We start from the raw sequence: 23749 nt of genomic DNA, 5'->3' as shown, positions 1-23749 counted from the left end.
TTTTAGCGTAAATGGTTCACGCTTGCTAACATCCTATTATTCGCGCGAAATTCAGCCGATTCTAGGGGTTTGGCTCTTCTGGGTCAATTGGCTTAGAAACCGTCTTTCCAGCGCCTTAAGACTGCGAATACATCGGCGGCGGAGTCTTGCGAGCAGCCGCTGTATTCGCTGGCGCTGGCTACCACCGGGGCCTGCGTGCACCGTAAAAAGGGGTTGGTGGCAAGTTCTAGGGCAATCGTGCTGGGAACGGTTGGCTGGTGCTGCTCGCGCTTTTTGCGCGCACTGTTAAGTCGCGCGGCAATATCGGGGTTTTCGGGCTCGACGGCTTGGGCAAATACCAAGTTGGCCACGGTGTACTCGTGGGAGCAATACAGGGTGGTATTAGCGGGTAACTGTGCGAGCTTATCCAAAGACTGCTGAAACCGCTCGGGGTCGCCTTCAAACATTCGGCCACAGCCACCGGCAAAAAGTGTGTCACCGGCAATCAGCACACCGTTGGGTTTGGCGTCGGGCCGGTAGTAAACGATATGGTCGAGAGTGTGGCCGGGTGTGGCCAGAATACGCCACTGGGTGCCGCCAAGTTCAAGGGTATCTCCCTCCGCCAATGGCTGCGTCACCTGCGGGATGCGCGTGCTGTGTGGGCCGTAAACCGGCACTTGGTGGTGTTCGAGTAGCTCGTCGATGCCGTCTGTGTGATCCCAGTGGTGGTGGGTGAGTACAATACCTGCCAGAGTGAGTTCGCGTTGTTTGAGCGCGGCGAGCACGGGCGCGGCATCGCCCGGGTCAAATATATAGGCATCTGAGCTTTTAGGGTCTGGCTGTAACAGCCAAAAATAATTTGTCTCAAGTGCCGGTAGGCCATAAATCTGCATACTCTCACTCCGGTTGGCTTCTTTGCACTGACGAATACTGGTATTTTATCAGGCTAAAGAGGCGAGATCATACCGTGGAGGTGCACATGCTCGAGCGGGTAAAAGAAAACATCAAGTCGCGTCGCGACGTTCGGCCAGCAGCCGAGGCGGTACCAGCGTTGACCGATTGGTTCGCCTCAGCGCCGGGGCAAGCGCTATTGGCGTGTGAAAAAGATGATATTGATCAAGCACTTGCTTGCCTGTTCGGGTATCATTTGTGCCAACTTAGCGTGGGCCGTGGGTTGCGCTTAACCGGTAATAGCCGCATTGCCCATACCTTTGCGCTCAACCCTTGCGCACAGCCTGGCGGTGCAGAGGCCGGCTGCTGCGACTATGGTCGGTTGCCGCTAGCGCCTGAGTCGGTGGATGTGTTTGTGCTGCACCACGTGCTGGATTTTAGCCAAACCCCCCACCAACTATTGGCCGAGGTGGCCCGAGCAACCATTGCCCGTGGTCATATTGTTATTATCGGCTTTAATCCTTGGAGCCTTGGCGGCGCTTTGCGCTTTTTGCGCAGCTGGTTTGGCAATGCGCCTGAGGGTGGCCACCAGAGCCTGCGCTGGGGTCGTTTACACGACTGGTGCAAACTGCTGGATTTAGTGCCGGTTAGCGTAACCCGCGGCCAATTTTGGCCCCGCTCTAAAAACAACCAGCGCAGCATTGAGTCCTGGTTGCGGCGTATCGGAGCGCCTTGGGGCAATTATTACGCTGTGACCGTGCGCAAAGATGTGCCAGCCGTATTGCCACTCAAGCCACGCTGGAACAATGTTGAACTGCGAGGCTTTAGTGCCGCCTCGGTGCCCAGTAAAGTCGGGCGCGACGCAACGCGTACAACAAGCTCCACCTCACAGCAGAAACATTTAAAAAGCGTGTTGAGCGATCATAAAAAACATTAACAAGTAATGGTAACTAATTGAAAAAAATAGAAATATATACAGATGGCGCCTGTCGTGGAAACCCCGGGCCAGGGGGCTGGGGGGCATTGTTGCGCTTTGAAGGACAAGAGAAAGAGTTGTGTGGTGGCGAACGTGACACCACCAATAATCGTATGGAGCTGACGGCGGCCATTGAAGGCCTCAAGGCACTTACAGAGGCCTGTGAGGTAGTGTTAACAACCGACTCGCAATATGTGCGCAAAGGCATTACCGAGTGGCTCGCAGGCTGGAAGCGCAAAGGGTGGCGCACCGCCTCTAAGCAACCGGTAAAAAACGTCGATTTATGGCAGGCTCTGGATGAACAAAGTAATCGCCACAAAATAGATTGGCGCTGGGTAAAAGGCCATAGCGGTCACGCCGAGAACGAGCGCGCGGATCAGCTGGCCAATCGCGGTATTGACGAGTTGCGCTAATGGCGCCGCGGCGGTAAATCCCCTTTATTTTTAGCAGGTTATTATGAGCACATCAGACAATACCGTCACCCGCCAAATCGTACTCGATACCGAGACGACAGGCCTTGAGGCCACGCAAGGGCACCGTATTATCGAGATCGGTTGTGTCGAGGTCGTCAACCGCAAACTGACGGGAAAACACTATCATCAGTACATCAATCCTGAGCGTGAGATCGACGCAGGGGCGATGGAGGTGCATGGTATCAGCAACGAGATGCTGGCTGACAAGCCGGTATTTGCGCAAATACGCGAGGATTTTTTAGCGTTTATCGCCGGCGCTGAACTGGTTATTCACAATGCGCCCTTTGATATTGGCTTTATCGATGCCGAGCTGCGCCGTATGGACGCGCGCCACAACACTATTGCCTTAAACAACAGCATCGTCGACTCGCTGATGCTGGCGCGCGGCAAGCATCCCGGTCAGAAAAACAGCCTGGATGCGTTGTGTAAGCGCTATGGGGTCGACAACTCACAGCGCGAGCTGCACGGCGCTTTGCTGGATGCCGAGATCCTTGCCGACGTTTATTTACTTATGACTGGTGGCCAAACGGCGCTTATGCTGGGTGGTGGCGATGGCAGTGACGGCGGGGAAGAGGCGTCAGGCTCCGAGATTAAACGTTTAGACAGTGGTCGTCGGCCGTTGCCAGTGCTGCGCGCTGACGAGCAAGAGCTGGTGCGGCATCAAGAGAAGCTCGCCGCCATTAATAGCGCCAGTGATGGTCAGTGTTTGTGGTTATCGACGGGCGAAGCTCTGGGTGAGGTCGCCCCGGGTAACGATTAAGCGGTCAATGCGCCCATAAATGCGACAGCTTTGGCATCTGCTCGCAAAGGTTGAGTACTTAATTGGATTGCCTTAGAGTTTTGTAATAAGTTAATGTAGATTCTATCTTTACAGCATTAATGCATTGGTTGTACACAAAAAGAGCTATCCGCGCCGGAGTGTTCGGATCGACCCATACCAGCAGGAAAATAACAGTGACTACAGACACCGCTGAGCGTTTTAACCCCTCCTCTTTAAAGCTAGTGCAAAATGAGCTGGTGGCGACTATTGAGTCGGCGGCCAATCGGCTTGAGCGCTTTGCCAGCGACCCTAACGATGGTGAGTTGCTGCAAAACTGCATTGATGACATTAAACAAATTCGCGGCACTTTAAATCTACTTCAGCTGAGGGGCGTTGACACCCTGGCGAGCGAGCTGGTTGAACATATTACCGATATCCCCTTGGGCGATGGCGCCGCAACTCACGAAAAACTTGAACGCATCACCTCGGTGTTTTTTATCCTGCCGCGTTATTTAGAGTACTGCACCCAGACAGGCCGCAGTATGGCGGTACTCTTGATTCCCCATATTAACGACTTGCGCGCGGCACGGCGCGAGCCGCTGCTGCCCATGAGCTACTATTTTCAAGTCGATTTAGAGCACTGCCAGCGACCCGAGCAGCCCGCCGCCGATATCCCCGAAGACTTTCGCCACTTTGTCCGCCGCATCCGCCATATGTATCAGGTGGCCATGCTTAGTGTGTTACAAGGCAAGCAAGTAAAGCCTTCTCTGGGGATGATGGTGCGCGCCTTAGAGCGCCTCGATAGCGTCACAGCTGGTCGCCCCATGGCCCAACTGTGGTGGGTGGGCGCCGAGATGATTGGCGCCATTGCCGAAGGTAAACTGCAGCTTAATAAGTCACGCAAGATGCTGCTAGGCGCCATCGACCGCGAGTTCAAGCGGGTGCAGTTTGAAGGCGATGCGGTGCTAGATCGCGCTGCTGCCCCAGCGCTGTTAAAAGAGTTGGTTTATTTGGTGGCGCTGGCGCATCGCGACAGCTCTAAAACAGATGCGATTTTAAAAGCCTATAACGTCAGTCGGCTGGCGTATAGTGAGGTAGAGCTGCTACGAGAACAGGAATACCTAAAAGGACCCAGTGCTACCACGGTAACCTCCATGACTGCCGTGCTCCAGGAGGAGTTACGCGCAAGTAAAAACATCTTAGAGCGCGCCGCTCAGGGCGGTATCGAGATGCTTAAAGAGACCCCCGAGTTACCCGAAACGTTAAAAAAGATTGCCGAAATACTATCGGTGGTCGGTCTGGTGGCCCCCAGCAACTCGTTACGTACAGAAATTGAAAAAATATCCGGCTGGCAAAATGAAACTATCGAGGCCAGCCCCGATGACCTGCTCGGTGTTGCCGACACACTACTGTATATCGAAAGCACCGTAAGTGGCTTGGCGCGAATGAACCTGTCAGAAGAAAAGCTGGCAGCGCTCAATGCGTTATCCCGCGAAGAGGTTTTGTCGAACAGCCAAATTCACGAGGCCGAAACGCTGGTGATCGAGGAGGCCGAGTCGGGTCTGGCGATGATCAAGCGTGCGCTTAATAGCTATTCAGAGTCTAACTACGACATAGGCCACATCAAAAACGTCTCTTCAACACTCTCTACCGTGCGCGGTGGAATGTTAGTGTTGGCGCTGCCTCGCGCCGCTAAAGTGGTCGCCGCGTGCGAGGCGTTTGTCAACGAGGCACTGCTGGGCGGCGAGCAGTTGCCCGCAGTGCAGCATTTGCTAGAAACCTTTGCCGATGCCGTGATTAGCCTTGAGTACTACTTGGACGCGATTAAATCGGAGAAGGGTGCCGATACCAGTGTGTTGCAAATCGCCGAAGAAAGCTTACAAGCGCTAGGCTACCCCGTCGCCCCATGAGAGGGCCGCGATAGTTGTGAGCCTGAATAGCGCTGCTGCCACTGATTACTACTGGCCGGTTAGCGGCGGCCAGCTATGGCTGCCCGCGGGCCGGCCTAGTCAGGTAAAGCCTGGCGGCACTAGTGCGTGCTTTCGGATCGATTTGCCCGAAACCGACAGCGCGGCAAAGCACTGGATTGCACTTTCAGATGCACCAGAATGGTTAGCGAAAGAGCACTGGATCAGCCTCCGGGAGCTGCTTGATGAGCTTGACTCCGGCGCTCTGTTTTGGGCGAGTCGGGCGCTACAGGTTGGACACTGGTGGCAACGTCATCGGTTTTGTTCTTGTTGCGGTGCCGAGCTGCCCGCGCCGCAGTCAGAGCTACTGGCCAAAGGCGAGCTCGTACGTATTTGCGCGGTTTGCCATATTCGTTATTACCCGGCCCAAACTCCCTGTATCATTGTCTTGGTCACCAAGGGTGAATACTGCCTGTTGGCTCAGCACCAGCGTTCGCGTACCGGCACCTATACCGCACTGGCAGGGTTTGTTGAGGCGGGCGAGAGAATCGAACAAACCGTCGTCAGAGAAGTGCAGGAGGAGGTTGGCTTAAACGTCACTCAGCTCACCTATATGAACAGTCAGAGCTGGCCGTTTCCCGCACAATTAATGCTGGGTTTTTACGCCCACTACGATAGCGGTAGTATTGTGCCGCAGCCGGATGAAATTAAAGAGGCGCACTGGTATCACTATCGTGATTTGCCCAAGGTGCCGCCCGTCGGGACGATAGCACGTCAACTCATCGATGGTTTTGTACAACGCTGTGAGATGTCAGCGGATGATAAAGCCCGCTAGCGTATTGGCTAAAGGAGGCCAGTCACTATGGTTTATAGCGTAATTGCGGTTGCGGCGGCGCTGTGCTGCCTGCTCGTGGCCTATTCGGCGGCCAAATTGCTGTTTAAGGACTCATGGGTGCTTGGCTGGTTGCGCGGCATGTTTGGCTTAGCACTGCTAGGGCTGGCGGTTTTGTTTGCTTTTGTCGCTTTGGATATTTTTAGTTATCGGCAAATACAAAAAGAGCATATGGTGGCCACTTTAAGTTTCGAAAAGGTTAAAGATGCGCTGTTCAATGTGACCGTTGCCGACGAAGAAGGCAATGAGCAAAAGTACCAAATTGCCGGCGATCAATGGCAGCTAGACGCGCGCATCATTAAGTGGACTGGTATTGTCGCTAATTGGGGCGTCAAACCGGGGTATCGGCTTGATCGTCTCAGTGGCCGCTACTACTCATTAGAGCAAGAGCGCAACGCCGACCGAACCGTATACTCGTTTCACGAAAGCCGTTATGGCGTCGACGTATGGCGCTGGTTGCGCGAAGGCAGAGATGCCTTGCCTATTGTCGATGCGGTGTACGGCAGTGCTACTTATTTGCCCATGGCAGATGGCGCTTTATTTGAGGTGAGTTTATCGGGCACCGGCCTGGTTACGCGCCCCATGAATGACTCCGCGCGCGAGGCTGTGGGCACTTGGCGCTAACGCGTAGGTTAATAACACTGAGAAAGACAAACACGATTGATTTGGGGAGTAAAGTTTTTGGAATTTTTAGCAGATTACGGAATGTTTTTAGCAAAAGCCGTCACCATTGTGGTGGCTTTTGCTATTGTTTTAGCGCTTATTGTGAGCAGCAAGCAGCGCGGCCGAGGCTCAGATAAAGGCCACATTGAAGTTACTAAGCTCAATGACACTTACGATGAGTACTCTGACATTATTAAAGCTGAGGTACTTGATTCGGCGGCTATTAAGTTAGAGCAAAAACTTAAAAAGAAAAAAGAAAAATTACTGCAAAAAGACAAAAAGCGAGAACAAAAAAACGCCGACAGCAAAGCGATCGAAGAGGCGGCCAACACACCAAAACGCTTGTTTGTTTTAAATTTTGATGGCGATATTAAAGCGTCGGCCAATGGCAGTTTACGCGAGGAAATTACCGCGATCTTAGGTGTCGCAACCGAGCGCGATGAAGTTGTGGTAAAGCTCGAAAGTGGTGGGGGCATGGTGCACAGTTACGGTCTGGCAGCGAGCCAGCTGACGCGTATTACTGAGCGCAACATACCGTTAACGGTTTGTGTCGACAAAGTCGCGGCCAGCGGTGGCTATATGATGGCTTGTGTGGCCGACAAAATTGTCGCAGCGCCATTTGCCGTACTTGGCTCGATAGGTGTGGTCGCGCAGCTGCCTAACTTCCACCGTCTGCTAAAAAAGAACGATATTGATTACGAGATGTTTACCGCCGGCGAATACAAACGCACGGTAACCATGTTTGGTGAAAACACTGAGAAGGGGCGTGAAAAGTTTACTGACGACTTAGAGCAAACCCATGTGCTATTTAAGGCGTTTGTTGGTGAACATCGGCCCGCTGTCGATGTCGATAAAGTAGCCACCGGTGAAATCTGGTATGGTTCTAAGGCGCTAGAGATGCAGCTGATTGATCACATTCAAACCAGTGATGGCTATTTGTGGTCCCAATACCCCGACACCGATATTTTTGCCGTAGAGTTTACCCACAAAAAGTCATTACCCGAACGTCTCGGCATAGCTGCCGAGAGCTCAGTAGACCGTTTGTTTAGTCGTTGGATTACCCGTATGCAACCAAAGCGTTGGTTTTAAGCTAACGCTTTACTTGACCCTTACCCTGGGTCAAGTAAGAGCTTTGGGCATGAGGCACAAAACTTAGTGCTGGCGGCGGCTTAACGATGGACCTTAATCGCGAGAGAGAACCGCTATGCAAGATTACCGTGCCCTTAGAATTCATCGTGGCGACGATAACGACTTTAGTGTCGCCGTTGAGTCAGTTCCTGCAAGCACGTTGCCAGATGGCGATATTCTGGTTCGTGTGCATTACAGCGATTTAAACTACAAAGACGCGCTGGGTGCCATCGGCAAGCCGGGCGTTAGCCGTAACTTTCCTCATACGCCCGGCATTGACGCCGCCGGAGAAGTCGTCTCAGACAGTACCAATCAGTATCGGCCGGGCGACCGGGTGCTTATCAGCGGTTACGATTTTGGCATGAATACCCCCGGCGGCCTGGCTCAGTATTGCCGCGTGCCGCTGCAGTGGGTGTGTCCGTGCCCACCGCAGTTAGATTTACCTGAGGCAATGATCTTTGGTACCGCGGGGCTCACCGCCGCCATGTGTCTCGATAAGCTGGCGCGCCTGCAGCATAAAGCCATTAGCGATACCCGCTTGCTGGTTAGTGGGGCATCGGGTGGGGTTGGCTCGCTTGCCACCGCGATGGCGGCAAAGCTTGGCTTTCAAGTCATTGCCATGAGCGGTAAAACCCAGGCGCACGATAGCTTAAGGGCGCTGGGGGCAACCGAGGTGATTTCATCGGCCGAATGGCTAGAAGCCAACAAGAAAGCGCTGTTAAAACCCCAGTGGGACTGCGCGATCGACACCTTGGGCGGCGATGCGCTGTTTAATATTATTAAAGCGACCGAGCGCGAGGGTGCCGTAGCAGCGTGTGGCTTGGCTTCCGGCGCGGACTTTGCGGCAACCGTGTATCCGTTTATTTTACGGGGGGTCGCGTTGCTGGGTGTGGATTCGGCCGAGCAAGCCAACGATTATAAACGTAAGTTGTGGCTGCATCTCGCGACCGATCTTAAACCTGCATCGCTTAGAAGCATGTGTGAAGAAATCACCCTCGAGCAGGTTCCCGATGTGCTTGCTAGTATGCGCGCCGGGCGTTCTCGTGGGCGCTACCTCGTGCGTGTTGATTAACAACCCGTCAGCTAAAAAACAATTTCTTTTGGAGGATTGCCGTGTTTCAAAATCGCCAAAAATCGATAATGCCGTCACCTGAAAATGCACTACCCGGACGTGACCAACCTATCACCGTATCGCCGACACACGCGGTAAACGGCACCAGTATCAAACCGCCGTTTCCTGCCGGATATGAACAACTGGTGGTCGGACTTGGTTGCTTTTGGGGCGCTGAACGTTTGTTTTGGCAAACGGCCGGCGTTTACACCACTGCGGTCGGGTATGCCGGAGGGTACACGCCAAACCCGACCTATGAAGAGGTTTGCAGCGGCATGACTGGGCATAACGAAGTTGTGCTGGTGGTGTTTGACCCTGCCAAGGTGAGCTTTGAAGCGTTGCTTAAAGTGTTCTGGGAGGCTCACGACCCCACTCAGGGTATGCGACAGGGCAACGACAGTGGCACTCAGTATCGCTCGGGCCTGTACCTTTCCAGTGAGGCGCAACGCGCCGCTGCAGAGCAAAGTCGGCAAGCCTACCAGGACGCGCTTACAGCGGCAGGGCGGGGCGATATCACCACAGAAATAAAGGTCGGTGTCGAGTTTTATTATGCCGAAACTTATCACCAACAGTATTTGGCGAAAAACCCCAACGGCTATTGTGGCTTGGCCGGCACCGGGGTTAGTTGCCCCGGTTAGGCATCTAGAACCTCTAGCACTAACTTGTAGTAGACCGTGTAGATTTTTGCGGCGCGGTTATCTTCTTGCACAATAAAAAACGGCGCGCGGTCTACGTTATATTCGCGCGCTAGCTTCATGCCCTCACTGTTTGGGTCGGTCTCATCGGCAATCACAATCTTATCAATACGCTCGATATGGCCGCTTTGCTCAAGCTTAGCCATGACGTCAGCACATTTACGGCAAGGCGAGCCGTCGGCGAGTACTTTTTTGACCATGGTTATCGTCACAGAGTTAAGGCCTCTCGGTTAAGCTGCTGACATTATGACTAAGGTCACTGTTATCACCGTCTGAGATGTTGTTGGCGTGCAAGCCGCACTCTTTTTTGGTGGCTTCTTCCCACCACCAACGGCCTTCGCGCTCGTGCTGACCTGGGCCGACAGGGCGGGTGCAGGGTTCACAGCCGATGGAAATATATCCCCGATCATGCAATGGATTGTAGGGCGCCTCGTACATGCGAATATAATTCCAGACCTCCTCTGAGCTCCAGTTTGCCAGCGGATTAAACTTGGTTAATTTCGCGCCGGGGCGAGCAAACGCTAAATCATCCTGTATGACCGGGATGTCGGCGCGGGTACCGGGGCTTTGATCTTTACGTTGTCCGGTAATCCACGCGTCTACCTCTAACAATTTCTTGCGTAGAGGGGCAATTTTGCGAATACCGCAGCATTCTTTGTGCGTATCTTGGTAAAAACTAAACAGACCTTTTTCTTTTACCAGCGCGCGCACTGCCTCGCCATCGGGCGAGATAACGTCAATATCAATGCCGTAATGTTTTCGCACTGTCTCGATAAATTGGTAGGTTTCGGCGTGTAAGCGGCCGGTATCAAGGCAAAACACTTGGAGGTCGGGGCGAATACGGCTTGCCATATCGATCAGGGCCACATCTTCGGCACCACTAAAGGAGATCGCTATATTTTCAAACTGCTCAAGCGCGTAGCGCATAATACGGTAGGGGCTTTGCCCTTGCAGTTCGGTCTCGACGTTGACGATATCAATGCTTTCGCTCATGTGCTGGCCTTTATTTACATCTCGGTTGCAGGCAGTTGCCCAAGGGGACTACCTGTTTGTTGTGAGTCTTTTAATGCAGCGAAGGATACCAGAGCCTTTAACAGCTGCCCAATAGCGCTCAAGCATTAACTTATAACCAATGATTACCACTGCGTGGAACAGTGTGCAAAACTCGCCCGAAAAGATTTAAAAATAACCACACCTATGGTGTCTGCATAGCTATTGACACTACATGTAGGATTTTTGTCCGCATAATTACTGAGTTGTAGGCGGCTAAGGGGGACGATGTCCGGTATGTTTTGGTTATATCTAGGGTTGTCGCCTTGTAAAATCGTACTATGTTCCACGTGAAAACCCATCGTACTCAATTGCTTTTATGCGCGTGACGGGTTAGATTCGCGTTTTTTCTTTGACTGTATGCTGGAGGCGGCTAGTGGAAATCGCGTGCTTGGATCTTGAAGGGGTTTTGGTCCCTGAAATTTGGATTAAATTTGCAGAGAAAACCGGTATCGAGGCGCTAAAAGCAACGACCCGTGATATTCCCGATTACGACGTTTTGATGCGTCAACGCCTGAAAATTCTGGAGGAGAACAACCTCGGCCTTAATGAAATTCAGGAGGTCATCGCAACTCTAGAGCCCCTCGAAGGCGCGGTTGAGTTTGTCGATTGGCTGCGCGAGCGCTTTCAGGTCATTATTTTGTCGGACACTTTTTACGAGTTTTCGCAACCGCTGATGCGTCAATTAGGGTTCCCGACACTGTTGTGCCACCGCTTAGAAACCGACGAAAAGGGTAAGGTAATTAATTACCATTTGCGCCAAAAAGACCCTAAGCGTCAATCAGTGCTCGCCTTAAAAACCTTGTACTACCGGATTATTGCCGCCGGAGATTCCTACAACGATACTACGATGCTCGGCGAAGCTGATGCCGGCATCCTGTTTCATGCCCCGCAGAATGTTATCGATGAGTTTCCGCAGTTTCCCGCTGCGCACACTTATGAGGCACTGAAGCATGAGTTTCTTAAAGCGAGTAATCGCGATTTAACGCTTTAATTACTGCTTATTGCAAAGCAAGGCGCATCTAAATAACCGGCCACTTGGCCGGTTTTTTTATGGGCGTAAAGAATGTGCCCCGTTTTAATGCATTGACGAAAAAAATGAATAATGTGTCAATTTGATTTCGCCCTGTCCGCGGTTAGTGTTAACTGCTATGGTAAAAAAGCAAAAGTGAGAGATCGCTTATTAGCGAGAGTCCGTTTAACGGATTTTTTAAACGACGTTTTCTCAAGCTGTCTTGCTAATAACAATCAAAAGAGGGATTCATGGAGGACGCGTTGCCACGCATAAAAAGGAGTAACACATGGAAAAAACGAATCAACCTGGCAAAAAGTTTCGACGCGGGTATTTGCCTAAGCAGGTTTTGTTAGGCTCATTATTTGTCAGTAGTAGTTTGTTAGTATCGCCATCATTTGCCGCTCAGTCGGTTATTGAGGAAGTGCTGATCACGGCGCAAAAGCGCGAGCAGGACTTGCAAGATGTATCGGTTGCGGTTAGCGCGTTTTCTGGCGATGCCATTGAAAAAATGGGCTTTGAAGAGGGGTTGGATATCACTCAGCAAGTGCCCAACATGAACTTCTTTGCCATATTCGGTGAAGCATCTAGCCCCTCTGTTAGTTTACGCGGCATTAGTCTGGTTAACTTTTCCGACTCTTGGGAGTCACCGGTTTCTATTTATGTTGACGACGTCTATCGTGGCAACCCGGCGGGTTCAGCCATTCAGCTGTTTGACCTACAACGGGTAGAGGTTTTGCGTGGCCCGCAGGGGACTCTGTATGGTAGAAACACAACTGGCGGCCTGGTGCATTACATATCGAGAAAACCTACCGACACACTGGATGCCAGCGCCAGCATCAGTTACGGAAGCTACGACGAGACGGTTGTCGAGGGCATGCTGAGTGGCCCATTAAGCGATAGTGTACGCGGCCGTGTCGCACTTAAAAAAACAGATAATGACGGCTGGCAAACCAACACTGTTACCGGGGAAAAGCTTAATGACACCGATAGCTTTGGTTACCGGGCGCAACTTGATATCGATTTAAATGCAGACGCAGGTTTGTTGTTAAATATTCATGGCAGCGAAGCTGATCAACAGTCCGTGGGTTTTGCTCACATGGGCTATCTTGAATCCGTAGGGGAGGGCGCGGCGACTTGCTCGATTGATCGAATTCAAAATGGTCTGTGCACCAGCAACAGTTTTGAGATGACCGGGGCCGAGGCCGTTAACGGCCAGTTTGATCCTGAGCATGTTGCCAGTGGTGCTAAAGATGGTTTGCAAACAACAATCGATACCTTTGGGATTTCTGCAACGCTAGACTGGGAGCTTGACCCTTTCACTGTCACCTCCATTACCGCTTATGAAGAGCTGGATAAATTTCTCCAAGATGACGGTGATGGCACCGAAGTTGTGTTTTTTGATGAGCAGTATAGTGTTGATGCCGAGCAATACACGCAGGAGCTGCGTTTAAACGGCAGCACTAACGCCAGCAAATGGGTCGGTGGCGTATATTACTACAAAGACGATCGCGGCTTAATGACTCAGGCGCCCACTACCGCTGATGGTTTGTGGCACCAGGAGATTGTCTCGCTTGACTCTGAGTCTTGGGCTGTATTTGGCCAATATGAATACGACATTCTCCCCGAGTGGACTTTAATTCTGGGGGCACGCTATACCGAGGAGGACCGCGATTTTGTGCAAGACTCTGGCCCTTCATTTTACGATGAGATTGATGTAACTCGTGACTTTAGCGACGACGCTATTACCGGTCGTATTGGTCTAGACTGGCGCCCTACAGATTATTCGCTAGCCTACGTAAGTTTGTCTACGGGTTTTAAAAGTGGCGGTTTTTCGGGCAGCTACAACGCCTCTGTCGAGGCTACACTACCGGTCAGCTCGGAGGATGTTACTAATTTAGAGCTCGGCTACAAAACCAGCTTTGCCGATGGCCGTATCAAACTTAATGCCGCCGCCTTTACTTACGAGGTCGAAGGCTATCAGGCGCAGGTATTTTTGACAGTGGCAGACGGTAGCGTAATCACTAACGCAGGGGATGTGACCGGTACCGGCGCCGAGTTTGAAGTTACCGCACAGGTAAGTGATAACTTTGAGCTAATTGGTGGTTTGGGGCTGCTAAAAACTGAGTTCGATTCGGATCAGATTTTTCTTGTGGCAGGCGATGAGTATACCTTGGATGGTAACGAACTGCCTTCGGCACCCGCACTTACTTATAATCTTGTGGGGCGCTACTATATTCCCTTGGGCGATGCCGGTGAAATTGCGCTGCAAGCGGATTACGCGTGGCAAGATGATCATTACCTACAAATTGAAAACGATCCTTACTCTAAACATAGTGCGTACGGGATCGCCAACGCGAAAGTTAGTTGGTTATCAGCCTCTGAGCGGCTAACGGTCGAGGCGTTTGTCAAAAACGCCACCGACGAAGAGTACTTCACGTACCAAAATACCCTAGGTAGCGACTGGGGTTACGGTGTGTGGGGGCTACCACGTACGGCAGGCGTTAAAGTGAGCTGGAAGATGTAGCCCGTCTCGCATCTGCCAAGGTCTACCCTCAAAGGGGTAGGCCTTGGTGTTTTGGGCAGGTTTACGTTTCATGGCTATGTTTAAGGCTGTGGTGTTGATTTTACCCTAACGCTTGACGTTAAAAGCCGCTATTATTGCTTTACACAGAGCACGGCCAAAAGGAACGCCGCCGTCATGCAATCTAAAAAGTCATCGCATTTTACATTGTCCATTCGGGTTATCGTACTGGCTTTGGTTGCCTTAGCCGTCTTGCTAACGGCGGCATGCGCGATATCCTTGCAATATTATTTCAGTCGCCAAATGGCGATCGAGCATGGGGTAGAGCGGTATCAAAAGGCGGCCGTAAGCGCCGGGGGCTTTATCGAAGCCATCGAGCGCCGCGCAGAGCAGGTCAGCTCATTATTGACCCGCTATCCATCTCTATTAAAAGTTGACTCCCCCTCCGAGGTCGCCAAGGTCCGCAACTTGTTTGCTGAGGTGCTCGGTAACAATGAGCTTTTTTACAGCATATACCTTGGCTTTCCTAACGGCGATTTCTTTGAGGTGGTCAATTTAGATACCGATGCCTCACTTCGCAGCGCGGTTAAAGCGACTAAGGATGACCGCTGGTTGGTCAATCGGGTTCGAGAGTCAGCGCAAGGCCGTATTCGCGAGTTTTACTACTTCGACAAAGATTTTAACCTGCGTGCCGAAAGGCAAGAGCCCAGCCGTTATGATGTACGGCAACGGCGGTGGTTTAATGAATCAACCAGCGTTGAGGTTTTAAAGTCGGAGCCTTATGTATTTCAATATATCCAAGCACCAGGACAAACTTATTCGGTTCGCTTTCCTGATAGCGATGTCGTTTTAGGCATCGACATTACTCTACAGTCTTTTTCGCAATACCTACGCGATCAAAACTTAGGCGATAACGCGGAGCTTTTTGTTTACGATGACTCGGGGGAGGTGCTCGGGTCCAATTTGCTCAGTGGCAATAGCAGCAGCAACTCCAACACTGCGCCGATTTCGTTAAGCAAGCGCGACCGCGCCTACCTTGATTCACTAGGGCCAATACGGGTCTCAAATGAGCTCGATTGGGCTCCCATCGATTTTTCAGAGGCGGGTCGCCCAAAAGGTTATAGTATTGACCTGTTGCGGCTATTGGCACAGAAACTTCAATTAAACCTGCAGTTCATCAATGGCTACCGATGGGAGGAGTTAGTCGAGAAGTTTTCTGCTGGCGAGCTGGATGTCTTGCAACCGCTGTTTTCCTCTAGCGCCAACCGACGTTTAGGGCTTTTTAGTGATGCTTTAGCTGAGCTGCCTTACGCCGTGGTGAGTAAGCCCGGTAGCGCGTCCATTACCAACTTGATGGATCTTAAGTCGTTAAAAGTGGCGGCCCCTAGCGGCTGGACTATCACTCACTTTTTACGTCAGAGCATAGGTGTAAAGAATATTGTGGAGGTCGAGGACACCCAAGAGGCATTATTGGCAGTACAGTCTGGTCGCGCGGATGCCACCATTGATTACGACGCCGTATTACGCCATACGGCAGGAAAATTATTTTTAAACAGCTTGCAGTTTGGTCCCCAGCTAACCGATCAGAGACTGCCCCAAACGCTCTATTTAGCGGTTCACCCATCGCAAGAGCGACTTTTAGGGCTGATTAATTTGGCCTTGATGTCAGTCACAGACGACGAGTGGTTGCAGCTCGAAAATAAATGGCTCGGAAGTGACGCTAACCCTGATAGCGATCTTGCCCGCGTTCCGTACCCGTTTTTACTTGGGGTAGGGCAAGAGGTGCGTTTAAAAGAAAAAATGATTAAACGAAAAGTGCACGGCGTTGATCACTTTGTGCTTATTACCCCGATAGATTCAGGCGCGGGAAAACAGAGCTACTTTGCCGCCGTCATTCCGGTTAAAGAGGTTCTGGCCAGCACGTTGAATCGGGTTCGTACGGCGATATGGATTACCGCGTTGTGTTTATTGTTATTACTGCCATTCGTATGGCTTTTGGCGCGGCCAATTGTAAGGCCGATTTTAGCGCTTGCAGAAAAAAGCAATCTGGTCAAAGAGCGCCGCTTTGATCAAGTCATTTATACTCGCTCACGAGTTACGGAGTTAAATGAGCTGGCCATCTCTATGACCAATATGGCCGATTCCATTTGCGCGCACGAGGAGATCCAACGCACGCTAATGGACTCTTTTATCCAACTTATTGCGGAGGCGATTGACGAGAAGTCTCCCTATACCGGTGGTCATTGCGCCCGCGTGCCCGAGCTTGGGTTAATGTTAGCGGATGCTGCACACGCCTCATCGGCGCCCGCTTTTGCCGATTTTCAGTTTAAGAATAAAGAGCAATGGCGAGAATTTAAAATTGCGGCATGGCTGCACGATTGCGGAAAAATTACCGTCCCCGAGTATGTTGTCGATAAATCCGTAAAGTTAGAGACGATCTACAATCGTATTCACGAGGTGCGGACCCGGTTTGAAGTGCTTTTGCGCGATGCCGAGATTGACTATTGGCAGGCGCGGGCGAAGGGCCTGTATAGCGAAGTCGAGCTGCAAGCGCAGCGTGATGCACGCGTAGCACAGTTGCACGAGGACTTTGCGTTTGTTGCCAAGGCGAATATTGGCGGCGAATTTATGGATCAGGACGACATCGACCGGTTGACGCAAATTGGCGCGCAAACGTGGCAGCGCCATTTTGATCGCAACTTGGGTATTAGTGCCGCCGAGCAAGCGCGTGTTGAGCGCGCCCCTCAAGAGCTGCCCGCTACCGAGACGCTGCTTGACGACAGGCCCGAGCATATTGTCTTGCGTACCCGCAGTGTGGATTATGAACCGCATTTAGAGATCGATATGGAGGTTCCCGAGTACCTGTACAACCGTGGCGAGCTGTACAACTTGTCGATCGCACGTGGCACTTTAACGCGAGAAGAGCGCTTTAAAATTAACGAGCACATGATTAGCACCATAAGAATGCTCGATCGCTTGCCTTTCCCGCCCGAGTTGGCGCGCGTACCGCGCTATGCCTCGACCCATCACGAGGCGGTAAACGGCACCGGCTACCCCAGAAAGCTAAAAGGCGATCAGTTGTCGGTGCCCGAAAAGGTATTGGTTGTCGCCGACATTTTTGAGGCGTTAACCGCTGCTGATCGCCCCTACAAAGAGGCGAAATCCATTGCCGCGGCCATCGATATTATGGCGGGAATGGTGGATCGAGGGCATATTGATGGCGCGGTGTTCGAGCTGTTCTTAACCAGCGGGGTGTACCTAAAATACGCCCGAGAGTACCTGTCGCCGGTGCAAATCGTCGATGTTAACATCCAGCAATATATAGGCGATCGCTAAGCGGTTAACCTAGTTTGCAGCTCGCCTCTATTGGGCCGACGCCGCTTCGTGTAAGCTTGGCCGTTTGCTCTAGTGGTAGGTTTTATGTCTCCCTCCGTAATAGGCACTACCTTGTTGGCCATGTTGGCGTTTGCGGGCAACTCTGTGCTGTGCCGGCTCGCTTTGTCGCCCGACAGCTCGGCCATAATTGACCCTGCAAGCTTCAGTGCGATCCGCTTGCTTAGTGGCGCCGTCACTCTGTTACTGATTGTACTTTGGCGAGAGCGCCGCTTGCCGCCCATGGCGGGATCCTGGGGCGGTGCGGCTGCTCTGTTTGTGTATTTGTTGGGGTTCTCTTACGCCTACGTGCAGCTCGATACCGGCGTTGGCGCTCTTATTCTGTTTGGCGTCGTGCAGCTGGTTATGTTGTTTGCAGCTTTGCGGGCAGGCCACCGGTTACAGCTTGCCGAGATCGCCGGGCTGATGCTGGCATTGGTTGGTTTGCTGCTGCTATTGCTGCCCGGTGCGACGCGCCCCAATTTGCCTGGCGCTTTGTTAATGGCGTTGGCGGGCGCTGGTTGGGCGCTATACAGTCTGGCCGGGCGCGATGCGGGCGCGCCGTTATTAGCCACATGGGGAAACTTTATGCGAGCCTTGCCGCTACTGGGGTTGCTACTGGTGGTTCCCGTATTTTTGCCCGATCAGCCGTTGCGGTTCAATACCGCTGGGGTGTGGCTGGCTTTGGCCTCCGGCAGTGTCACCTCGGCACTGGGGTATGCCATTTGGTACCGGGCACTGGCTGGGCTCAAAGTAACGCAGGCCGGCGTTGTACAGCTGTCAGTTCCGGTGCTGGCAGCGCTCGGCGGGGTGTGGTTTGTGGGCGAGGCGTTAAGCCTTCGCCTGATCCTTAGCGGCGCCTTAGTACTTGGTGGAATTTATTGCGTTTTACAGGTGCGTGAGCGCCGCCAAGCTTAACTTTAAACCCCTAATGTGTAACGAATTTGCAACCTTTTGCGCTGTGCTAAATTACAAGCATATTTATAGTTGACAAGGCTAAGCAGGGGTATATACTCGATATTGCTTGAAAGTAAGTCCTATATTTATGCCACACCAAAGTATCGGTACGCCTTTAGTTCTGGTCCGTTTAGTCATAAGTAATAGCAACACTTTTAGCGCACAACCGCCTCATAAGAGGCTTACTCATTGATTGAACAGGATTGACACTATGTCTACTACAACAGGTACCGTTAAGTGGTTTAACGAAGCAAAAGGTTTTGGCTTTATCGAGCAAGAATCTGGTCCAGACGTTTTTGCCCACTTCAGCGCTATTGTTGGTTCAGGTTTTAAAACCTTGACCGAAGGCCAAAAAGTTGAGTTCACCGTAACTCAAGGCCAAAAAGGTCCTCAGGCTGAGAACATCGTAGGCCTGTAAGGCTTAGATTTCGAAGTCTCAGACCTCTGAGTCTAAAGACTCGCTGCCACGGCAGCTACTTGCTCTAAAAGGGTAGGTAAAAAAAGGGTAGGGCATTTGTCCTGCCCTTTTTTATTGCCGGTCTGTTTTGGGTTGCGCAGTAAATCTCGAGTCTATAATTGACGCGCCAGCGCACAACGCAAACGAATTGATAGGTAAATGCATTGCAAGAATTGAAATTTTCCAGCCTAGCGCTGCGCCCCGAGCTGCTGCAGAGCGTTGCCTCGCTGGGCTACAGCGCCATGACGGCGATTCAGGCCGAAAGCTTGCCCCCCGTGCTGGCGGGTAAAGATGTTATCGCTCAGGGTAAAACCGGCTCGGGTAAAACAGTGGCCTTTGCGCTGGGCTTACTGGCGCGACTAAACGTTAAACGCTTTGCCGTACAATCGCTGGTGTTGTGCCCGACGCGCGAACTGGCCGATCAAGTCGCCAAAGAGATTCGTAAGCTGGCCCGCAGTATCCACAATATTAAAGTACTGACCCTGTGCGGTGGTATGCCATTTGGCCCTCAGGTGGGCTCTCTGGCGCACGGCGCGCACATTGTGGTGGGCACGCCGGGACGCATTTCCGATCACTTGCGAAAGGGCAATTTGCAGCTCTCTGAAGTCCACTCGCTGGTGCTGGACGAAGCCGATCGCATGCTCGATATGGGCTTTGCCGAAACGTTGGATGAGATCGTCGCTGAAATTCCTGTCAGCCGTCAAACGCTACTGTTTAGCGCCACTTACCCAGACACAATTGCCAAAGTGGCCAGTCGCGTTATGCGCGACCCGGTGATGGTCACCGTTAAAAGTACACACGACACCTCAAGTATCGAGCAGCATTTTTACAGTATTAACGACGCAAACCGCGATCAGGCGGTCATGCAGCTGTTGCGCGATCACCGGCCAGACTCGGCGGTCATTTTTTGCAATACCAAACGTGAAACTGCGGCATTGGCCGAGCTATTGCGTAACAAAGGCTTTAGCGCGGCAGCATTACACGGCGATTTAGAGCAGCGCGATCGCGACCGGACGCTGGTGATGTTTGCCAACAAAAGCTTAACCGTATTGGTGGCGACGGACGTCGCGGCGCGAGGCTTGGATATCGATGCGTTGGATGCGGTGATCAATTACCAGCCCGCGCGCGATAGCGAAGTACACGTACACCGTATTGGCCGTACTGGCCGCGCGGGCAATAGCGGCTTAGCGGTCACTTTGGTAGGCGAGAAAGAGGCGTTTAAGGTTGCGCGTATCGGCCAGTATGCCGGGCAGGAGTATCACTGCGAGCCGTTACCCGGCGCCGGTGGCGATAGCTCAAGCTATTTGCCGCCAATGATAACCCTACAGATTGATGGTGGTAAAAAGCAGAAAGTACGGCCGGGTGATATCTTGGGCGCGCTCACCGGCGCTGACGGCATTGCCGGCACCGACGTGGGTAAAATTCAAATCTTTGATCAAAGTGCGTTTGTCGCGGTAAGGCGCAAAGCGAGTGATGAAGCGTTGCGTAAGTTATCCGCCGGAAAACTCAAAGGACGCAGCTTTCGGGCGCGACGCGTCACCAAATAAACTTGCTGGCTAAATCGCTTAGTGGCACCGTCATGGCCGCCACCAAGCGGGTGTTTTAGTTAATTAACGATTACCGCTGGGCCGGGGTGAACGATTAGCCGGTGCTTTTTTCTTGGCAAAAGGGCCGCTTTTCGCTTCAACATTTTTACCTGCGCCGGATCGCCCGCCACCGGGTTTGCCGCTGCGAGGTGAGCCGTCACGGCGCTGGCGACCACCGCCTGGGCGCTTAGGGGCTGCCCCCTGAGGTTTTTTGGGCTTGGGAGCGCGGCGCGTCAAGCTAGACTCGGGCACGTCGTGGGTTGGCTCAAAACCATCGACAATCTGGCGGTCCAGTAAGGTTTTGGTCAGGTGCTCGATATCGCTTAGCTGCTTAAACTCGTCGGCACTTACCAGCGATACTGCTTGTCCTGTCGAGCCCGCGCGACCGGTACGGCCGATACGGTGAACGTAATCTTCCGGGACGTTTGGCAGATCAAAGTTTACCACTTGCGGTAGTTGGTCAATATCTAGTCCGCGAGCGGCAATGTCCGTCGCAACCAATACCCGGATCGCGCCTGCTTTAAAGTCGGCCAGCGCTTTGGTACGCGCGCCCTGACTTTTGTTGCCATGAATCGCGGCAGCGCGAATATGTGCCGCCTCGAGCTGCTTGGTAAGCTTGTTGGCGCCGTGTTTGGTGCGGCTAAACACCAGCACTTGCTCCCATTGGTTATCCATAATCAGGCGGATTAACAAGTCGGGTTTTTGCTTTTTGTCCACCGGGCATATCCACTGCTTAACCGTGGGCGCTGTGCGGTTGCGTGGGGTCACGGATATTTCCACCGGCTCGTGCACCAAGCCTTTGGCTAGGGCGCGAATCTCCTCAGAGAATGTGGCCGAAAACAACAAGTTCTGCCGTTTTTTGGGTAGCACCGCCAAGATCTTCTTAATATCGTGGATAAACCCCATATCCAGCATACGGTCCGCTTCGTCCAGCACCAGCACTTCTAAGTGGTCAAACTTAACGGCGCGCTGATTGTACAAATCCAGCAGGCGACCGGGGGTGGCGACTAATACGTCGACGCCGCCGCGCAGCTTCATCATTTGCGGGTTGATCTTAACGCCGCCAAACACAACGGTAGAGCGCAACTGCAAGTATTTGCCGTAGGTGGCAACGCTCTCGCTCACCTGGGCGGCCAGCTCACGGGTGGGGGTAAGCACCAGCACGCGGGCTTGGTTGGCACCGGCTGATTTACCTTGGCTGAGCTTTTCCAGGATCGGCAGAGTAAAGCCTGCGGTTTTACCCGTTCCCGTTTGCGCCGCCGCCATCACGTCACGGCCCGACAATACCGCCGGTATTGCTTGCGCCTGAATAGGCGACGGCTCGGTATAGCCTTTTTCATCAATGGCTTTAAGGATTGGGGCGGATAGGCCCAACTGGGTAAAACTCATAGGTGGTAAATCCTGTGGTGTGACCGGTACGCAGATGCGAATGCTCGCCATTGCGTGAAGTATGGAGTGGCCGCGCATATTACAGTATCTCCCCGCCGTGCGCTATGCTTAACGGCCCGCCACCCTTAACTGTTAACCCGAAGCGAGACCGGTACCCCAATGAATATCGACCAGCTCAAAGCAACGATTACCACGATCCCTGATTACCCCAAGCCAGGCATTAATTTTCGCGATGTAACCAGCTTGCTGCAAGTACCGGAGGCGCTGCGTGAAACTATACGGCTAATGTGCGAGCCATACCGCGACTCGGGCATTGATAAAATCGTCGCCATCGAGGCGCGAGGGTTTGTGTTTGGCGCCGCTATGGCCCTAGAGCTTGGCTGTGGTTTGGTGTTGGCCCGCAAGCCGGGCAAGCTACCAAGGGCCACTCGCGCGGCCGCTTACACGTTGGAGTATGGTGAGAATACTCTGCATATTCATACCGATGCGATACACGCGGGCGAGCGGGTGCTATTGGTGGATGATTTGATCGCTACGGGAGGCACGGCAGAAGCTACCGTCGAGCTAATAAAGGGCGTTGAGGCCATCTTGGTGGGAGCCGCCTTTGCGGTAGCTTTGGTAGATTTACCCGGGTTGGCTAAACTTTCAGCATTGAGCGTTAAAGCACACCATGTCATTGAATTCGAAGGAGATTAACAGTGAGTAGGTTAAAGAGTGCGGCTTTGTTAACGTTGCTAGTCGCGGTGCAAGCAGCCTGCACCAAACAAGCGGTGTACGAGAGTGCTCGCAATGAGTCGCGCTGGGACTGCGGCAAATTACCGCTCAGTCAGCAAGCAGAGTGTCGCGAACAAAGCTCGGTAAGTTACCAAGAGTACGAACGTGAGCGGCAGGCGCTGCTTAAAAGTCAGGCGCCCTCAACGGAGCAATAGAGTTGGTCGCGGGCGTGGTTTTGAGTATGATACGCAGCCCCAGCCGCTAATAGCGAGGAGCTGGCGGTCAACTATGAGGTCGGTATGGCGGTAATTATTGGGTTAATCGTTGTTTATATTCTGTGCATTGTGTTTGTGCGTACGCGCAACCGGGCAACCTTTCCTTTAACTCGGCAATTGTCTGATTTCTCGACCTTTATGGTGCCTTTTAACTTGCCGGCTTACGGCTTGTCTAAAGTGCCCACCACGCCGCGCGTTAGTATCGAGAACTTCCCTGAGTTGGCGATTATTCAAGATAACTGGGAGGTAATTCGCGACGAGGCGCTGGCCCTGTACGAAGGTGGCAACATTACTGCCAAAGAAGACCTGCCCGCCAGCAGCTTTTACAAAGATAACCGCTGGACCAGTTTTTACTTAAAACTCTATGACCACCGAATTCCCTCGGCCTACGACTTGGCGCCCAAAACGATGGCACTGTTAGAGCAGGTCCCTTACTTAAACTTGGCGCTGTTTGCGGTATTAAACCCCGGTAAAAAACTCAACCAGCACCACGACCCATTTGCCTACACCTTGCGCTACTCTTTGGGTTTGAGTACCCCCAATAGCGACAAATGCGGTTTGCAAGTGGATGATTTTCACTACGTTTGGCGCGATGGCGACAGTATTATTTTTGACGAGACTTACCTGCACTCGGCTTATAACGAGACTGATACGCCACGTATTATTTTAATGACGGACATTGATCGCCCCCTTAAACTCGGTTTTGTGCAAAAAGGGTATTGGTATTTTGGTCGCTTTTTTAACCGTCTTTTTATGATCGATAATGTCGACGCGACTAACTCAGGTATTGGCAATAAGTTGGGCAAGGGCTTGCTGGGCTATCAAAAACTACTAAAGTCTATCAAGCGCAAAAACCGTACGGCTTACTATGCTGGCAAGTGGGTGGTGATAGGCGCCTTATTATTGCTGATCGCCAGCGCCATCTGGTAAACAGCTTA

At 52.4% G+C, this 23749-nt stretch carries 21 protein-coding genes and 1 pseudogene; 18 read left to right on the top strand and 4 right to left on the bottom strand.

What is annotated here, in order from left to right:
- Positions 1 to 92: 92 nt before the first annotated feature.
- Positions 93 to 872 carry a hydroxyacylglutathione hydrolase gene (gene gloB / locus ACGHAD_RS09120; RefSeq protein ID WP_382415526.1) on the bottom strand — a complete coding sequence of 260 codons (780 nt, stop codon included), beginning with the start codon at positions 870 to 872 and terminating at the stop codon, positions 93 to 95.
- Between the two features lie 86 nt (positions 873 to 958).
- On the opposite strand from gloB, the gene ACGHAD_RS09115 reads away from it, so the two are divergent.
- The 9 genes from ACGHAD_RS09115 (at position 959) to msrA (ending at position 9418) form a co-directional block, all read left to right on the top strand.
- On the top strand, positions 959 to 1807 hold the full coding sequence (locus ACGHAD_RS09115; protein ID WP_339615166.1) for a methyltransferase domain-containing protein: 849 nt from the start codon (positions 959 to 961) through the stop codon (positions 1805 to 1807).
- A 17-nt stretch (positions 1808 to 1824) separates the two neighbouring features.
- Positions 1825 to 2259, top strand: coding sequence for a ribonuclease HI (rnhA, locus tag ACGHAD_RS09110; protein WP_382415528.1), 435 nt, complete (start codon positions 1825 to 1827; stop codon positions 2257 to 2259).
- Between the two features lie 43 nt (positions 2260 to 2302).
- A complete protein-coding gene (dnaQ, locus tag ACGHAD_RS09105; protein WP_339615168.1) occupies positions 2303 to 3079 on the top strand; it encodes a DNA polymerase III subunit epsilon in 777 nt (258 codons plus the stop codon).
- A 194-nt stretch (positions 3080 to 3273) separates the two neighbouring features.
- Positions 3274 to 4989, top strand: coding sequence for a pilus assembly protein (locus ACGHAD_RS09100; RefSeq protein WP_382415530.1), 1716 nt, complete (start codon positions 3274 to 3276; stop codon positions 4987 to 4989).
- A gap of 16 nt (positions 4990 to 5005) precedes the next feature.
- A complete protein-coding gene (nudC, locus tag ACGHAD_RS09095; RefSeq protein ID WP_382415532.1) occupies positions 5006 to 5821 on the top strand; it encodes an NAD(+) diphosphatase in 816 nt (271 codons plus the stop codon).
- A 27-nt stretch (positions 5822 to 5848) separates the two neighbouring features.
- On the top strand, positions 5849 to 6502 hold the full coding sequence (locus ACGHAD_RS09090; RefSeq protein WP_382415534.1) for a cation/multidrug efflux pump: 654 nt from the start codon (positions 5849 to 5851) through the stop codon (positions 6500 to 6502).
- Between the two features lie 57 nt (positions 6503 to 6559).
- Positions 6560 to 7630 (top strand): protease SohB, encoded by a 1071-nt coding sequence (gene sohB / locus ACGHAD_RS09085; RefSeq protein ID WP_339615172.1) that lies wholly within the window; start codon positions 6560 to 6562, stop codon positions 7628 to 7630.
- Between the two features lie 115 nt (positions 7631 to 7745).
- Entirely contained in the window at positions 7746 to 8741 is a 996-nt protein-coding gene (locus ACGHAD_RS09080) for a YhdH/YhfP family quinone oxidoreductase (protein ID WP_382415536.1), read from the top strand.
- A 68-nt stretch (positions 8742 to 8809) separates the two neighbouring features.
- Complete coding sequence (msrA, locus tag ACGHAD_RS09075) at positions 8810 to 9418, top strand: peptide-methionine (S)-S-oxide reductase MsrA (RefSeq protein WP_382416634.1); 609 nt, start codon at positions 8810 to 8812, stop codon at positions 9416 to 9418.
- On the opposite strand, the gene ACGHAD_RS09070 is transcribed toward msrA, so the two are convergent.
- Positions 9415 to 9687, bottom strand: a complete 273-nt coding sequence (locus tag ACGHAD_RS09070) for a hypothetical protein (protein ID WP_339615174.1) — start codon at positions 9685 to 9687, stop codon at positions 9415 to 9417. The genes msrA and ACGHAD_RS09070 overlap by 4 nt on opposite strands.
- Before the next feature lie 4 nt (positions 9688 to 9691).
- Positions 9692 to 10471 (bottom strand): annotated as a pseudogene (locus tag ACGHAD_RS09065) (phosphoadenylyl-sulfate reductase); the annotation flags it as partial.
- 430 nt (positions 10472 to 10901) lie between these two features.
- On the opposite strand from ACGHAD_RS09065, the gene thrH reads away from it, so the two are divergent.
- The 6 genes from thrH to dbpA all read left to right on the top strand — a co-directional run bounded on the left by thrH (position 10902) and on the right by dbpA (position 20394).
- Positions 10902 to 11519: a bifunctional phosphoserine phosphatase/homoserine phosphotransferase ThrH gene (gene thrH, locus ACGHAD_RS09060; RefSeq protein WP_339615175.1), complete on the top strand. Its 618-nt coding sequence runs from the start codon at positions 10902 to 10904 to the stop codon at positions 11517 to 11519.
- A 307-nt stretch (positions 11520 to 11826) separates the two neighbouring features.
- Complete coding sequence (locus tag ACGHAD_RS09055; protein ID WP_382415538.1) at positions 11827 to 14064, top strand: TonB-dependent receptor; 2238 nt, start codon at positions 11827 to 11829, stop codon at positions 14062 to 14064.
- Between the two features lie 174 nt (positions 14065 to 14238).
- Positions 14239 to 17397 (top strand): HD domain-containing phosphohydrolase, encoded by a 3159-nt coding sequence (locus ACGHAD_RS09050; protein WP_382415540.1) that lies wholly within the window; start codon positions 14239 to 14241, stop codon positions 17395 to 17397.
- Between the two features lie 84 nt (positions 17398 to 17481).
- A complete protein-coding gene (locus tag ACGHAD_RS09045) occupies positions 17482 to 18351 on the top strand; it encodes a DMT family transporter (protein ID WP_382415542.1) in 870 nt (289 codons plus the stop codon).
- A gap of 250 nt (positions 18352 to 18601) precedes the next feature.
- Positions 18602 to 18808 (top strand): cold-shock protein, encoded by a 207-nt coding sequence (locus ACGHAD_RS09040; protein ID WP_041523209.1) that lies wholly within the window; start codon positions 18602 to 18604, stop codon positions 18806 to 18808.
- A 203-nt stretch (positions 18809 to 19011) separates the two neighbouring features.
- Entirely contained in the window at positions 19012 to 20394 is a 1383-nt protein-coding gene (gene dbpA, locus ACGHAD_RS09035) for an ATP-dependent RNA helicase DbpA (RefSeq protein WP_339615179.1), read from the top strand.
- A 63-nt stretch (positions 20395 to 20457) separates the two neighbouring features.
- Here the strand turns inward: dbpA and ACGHAD_RS09030 are convergent, their stop codons facing one another.
- Entirely contained in the window at positions 20458 to 21822 is a 1365-nt protein-coding gene (locus ACGHAD_RS09030; protein WP_339615180.1) for a DEAD/DEAH box helicase, read from the bottom strand.
- Between the two features lie 159 nt (positions 21823 to 21981).
- Here ACGHAD_RS09030 and ACGHAD_RS09025 point away from each other — a divergent pair, with 159 nt between their 5' ends.
- The 3 genes from ACGHAD_RS09025 to ACGHAD_RS09015 all read left to right on the top strand — a co-directional run bounded on the left by ACGHAD_RS09025 (position 21982) and on the right by ACGHAD_RS09015 (position 23741).
- A complete protein-coding gene (locus tag ACGHAD_RS09025) occupies positions 21982 to 22518 on the top strand; it encodes an adenine phosphoribosyltransferase (RefSeq protein ID WP_382415545.1) in 537 nt (178 codons plus the stop codon).
- A 2-nt stretch (positions 22519 to 22520) separates the two neighbouring features.
- Positions 22521 to 22751, top strand: coding sequence for a hypothetical protein (locus ACGHAD_RS09020; protein WP_382415547.1), 231 nt, complete (start codon positions 22521 to 22523; stop codon positions 22749 to 22751).
- Between the two features lie 84 nt (positions 22752 to 22835).
- Positions 22836 to 23741, top strand: a complete 906-nt coding sequence (locus tag ACGHAD_RS09015) for an aspartyl/asparaginyl beta-hydroxylase domain-containing protein (RefSeq protein WP_339615183.1) — start codon at positions 22836 to 22838, stop codon at positions 23739 to 23741.
- The last annotated feature ends 8 nt before the right edge of the window (positions 23742 to 23749 follow it).

Source organism: Gilvimarinus japonicus, from assembly GCF_042847215.1.
Lineage (GTDB): Bacteria > Pseudomonadota > Gammaproteobacteria > Pseudomonadales > Cellvibrionaceae > Gilvimarinus > Gilvimarinus japonicus.
The sequence above is the reverse complement of the archived record's forward strand: the minus strand, read 5'-3'. Positions and strand labels throughout refer to the sequence as shown.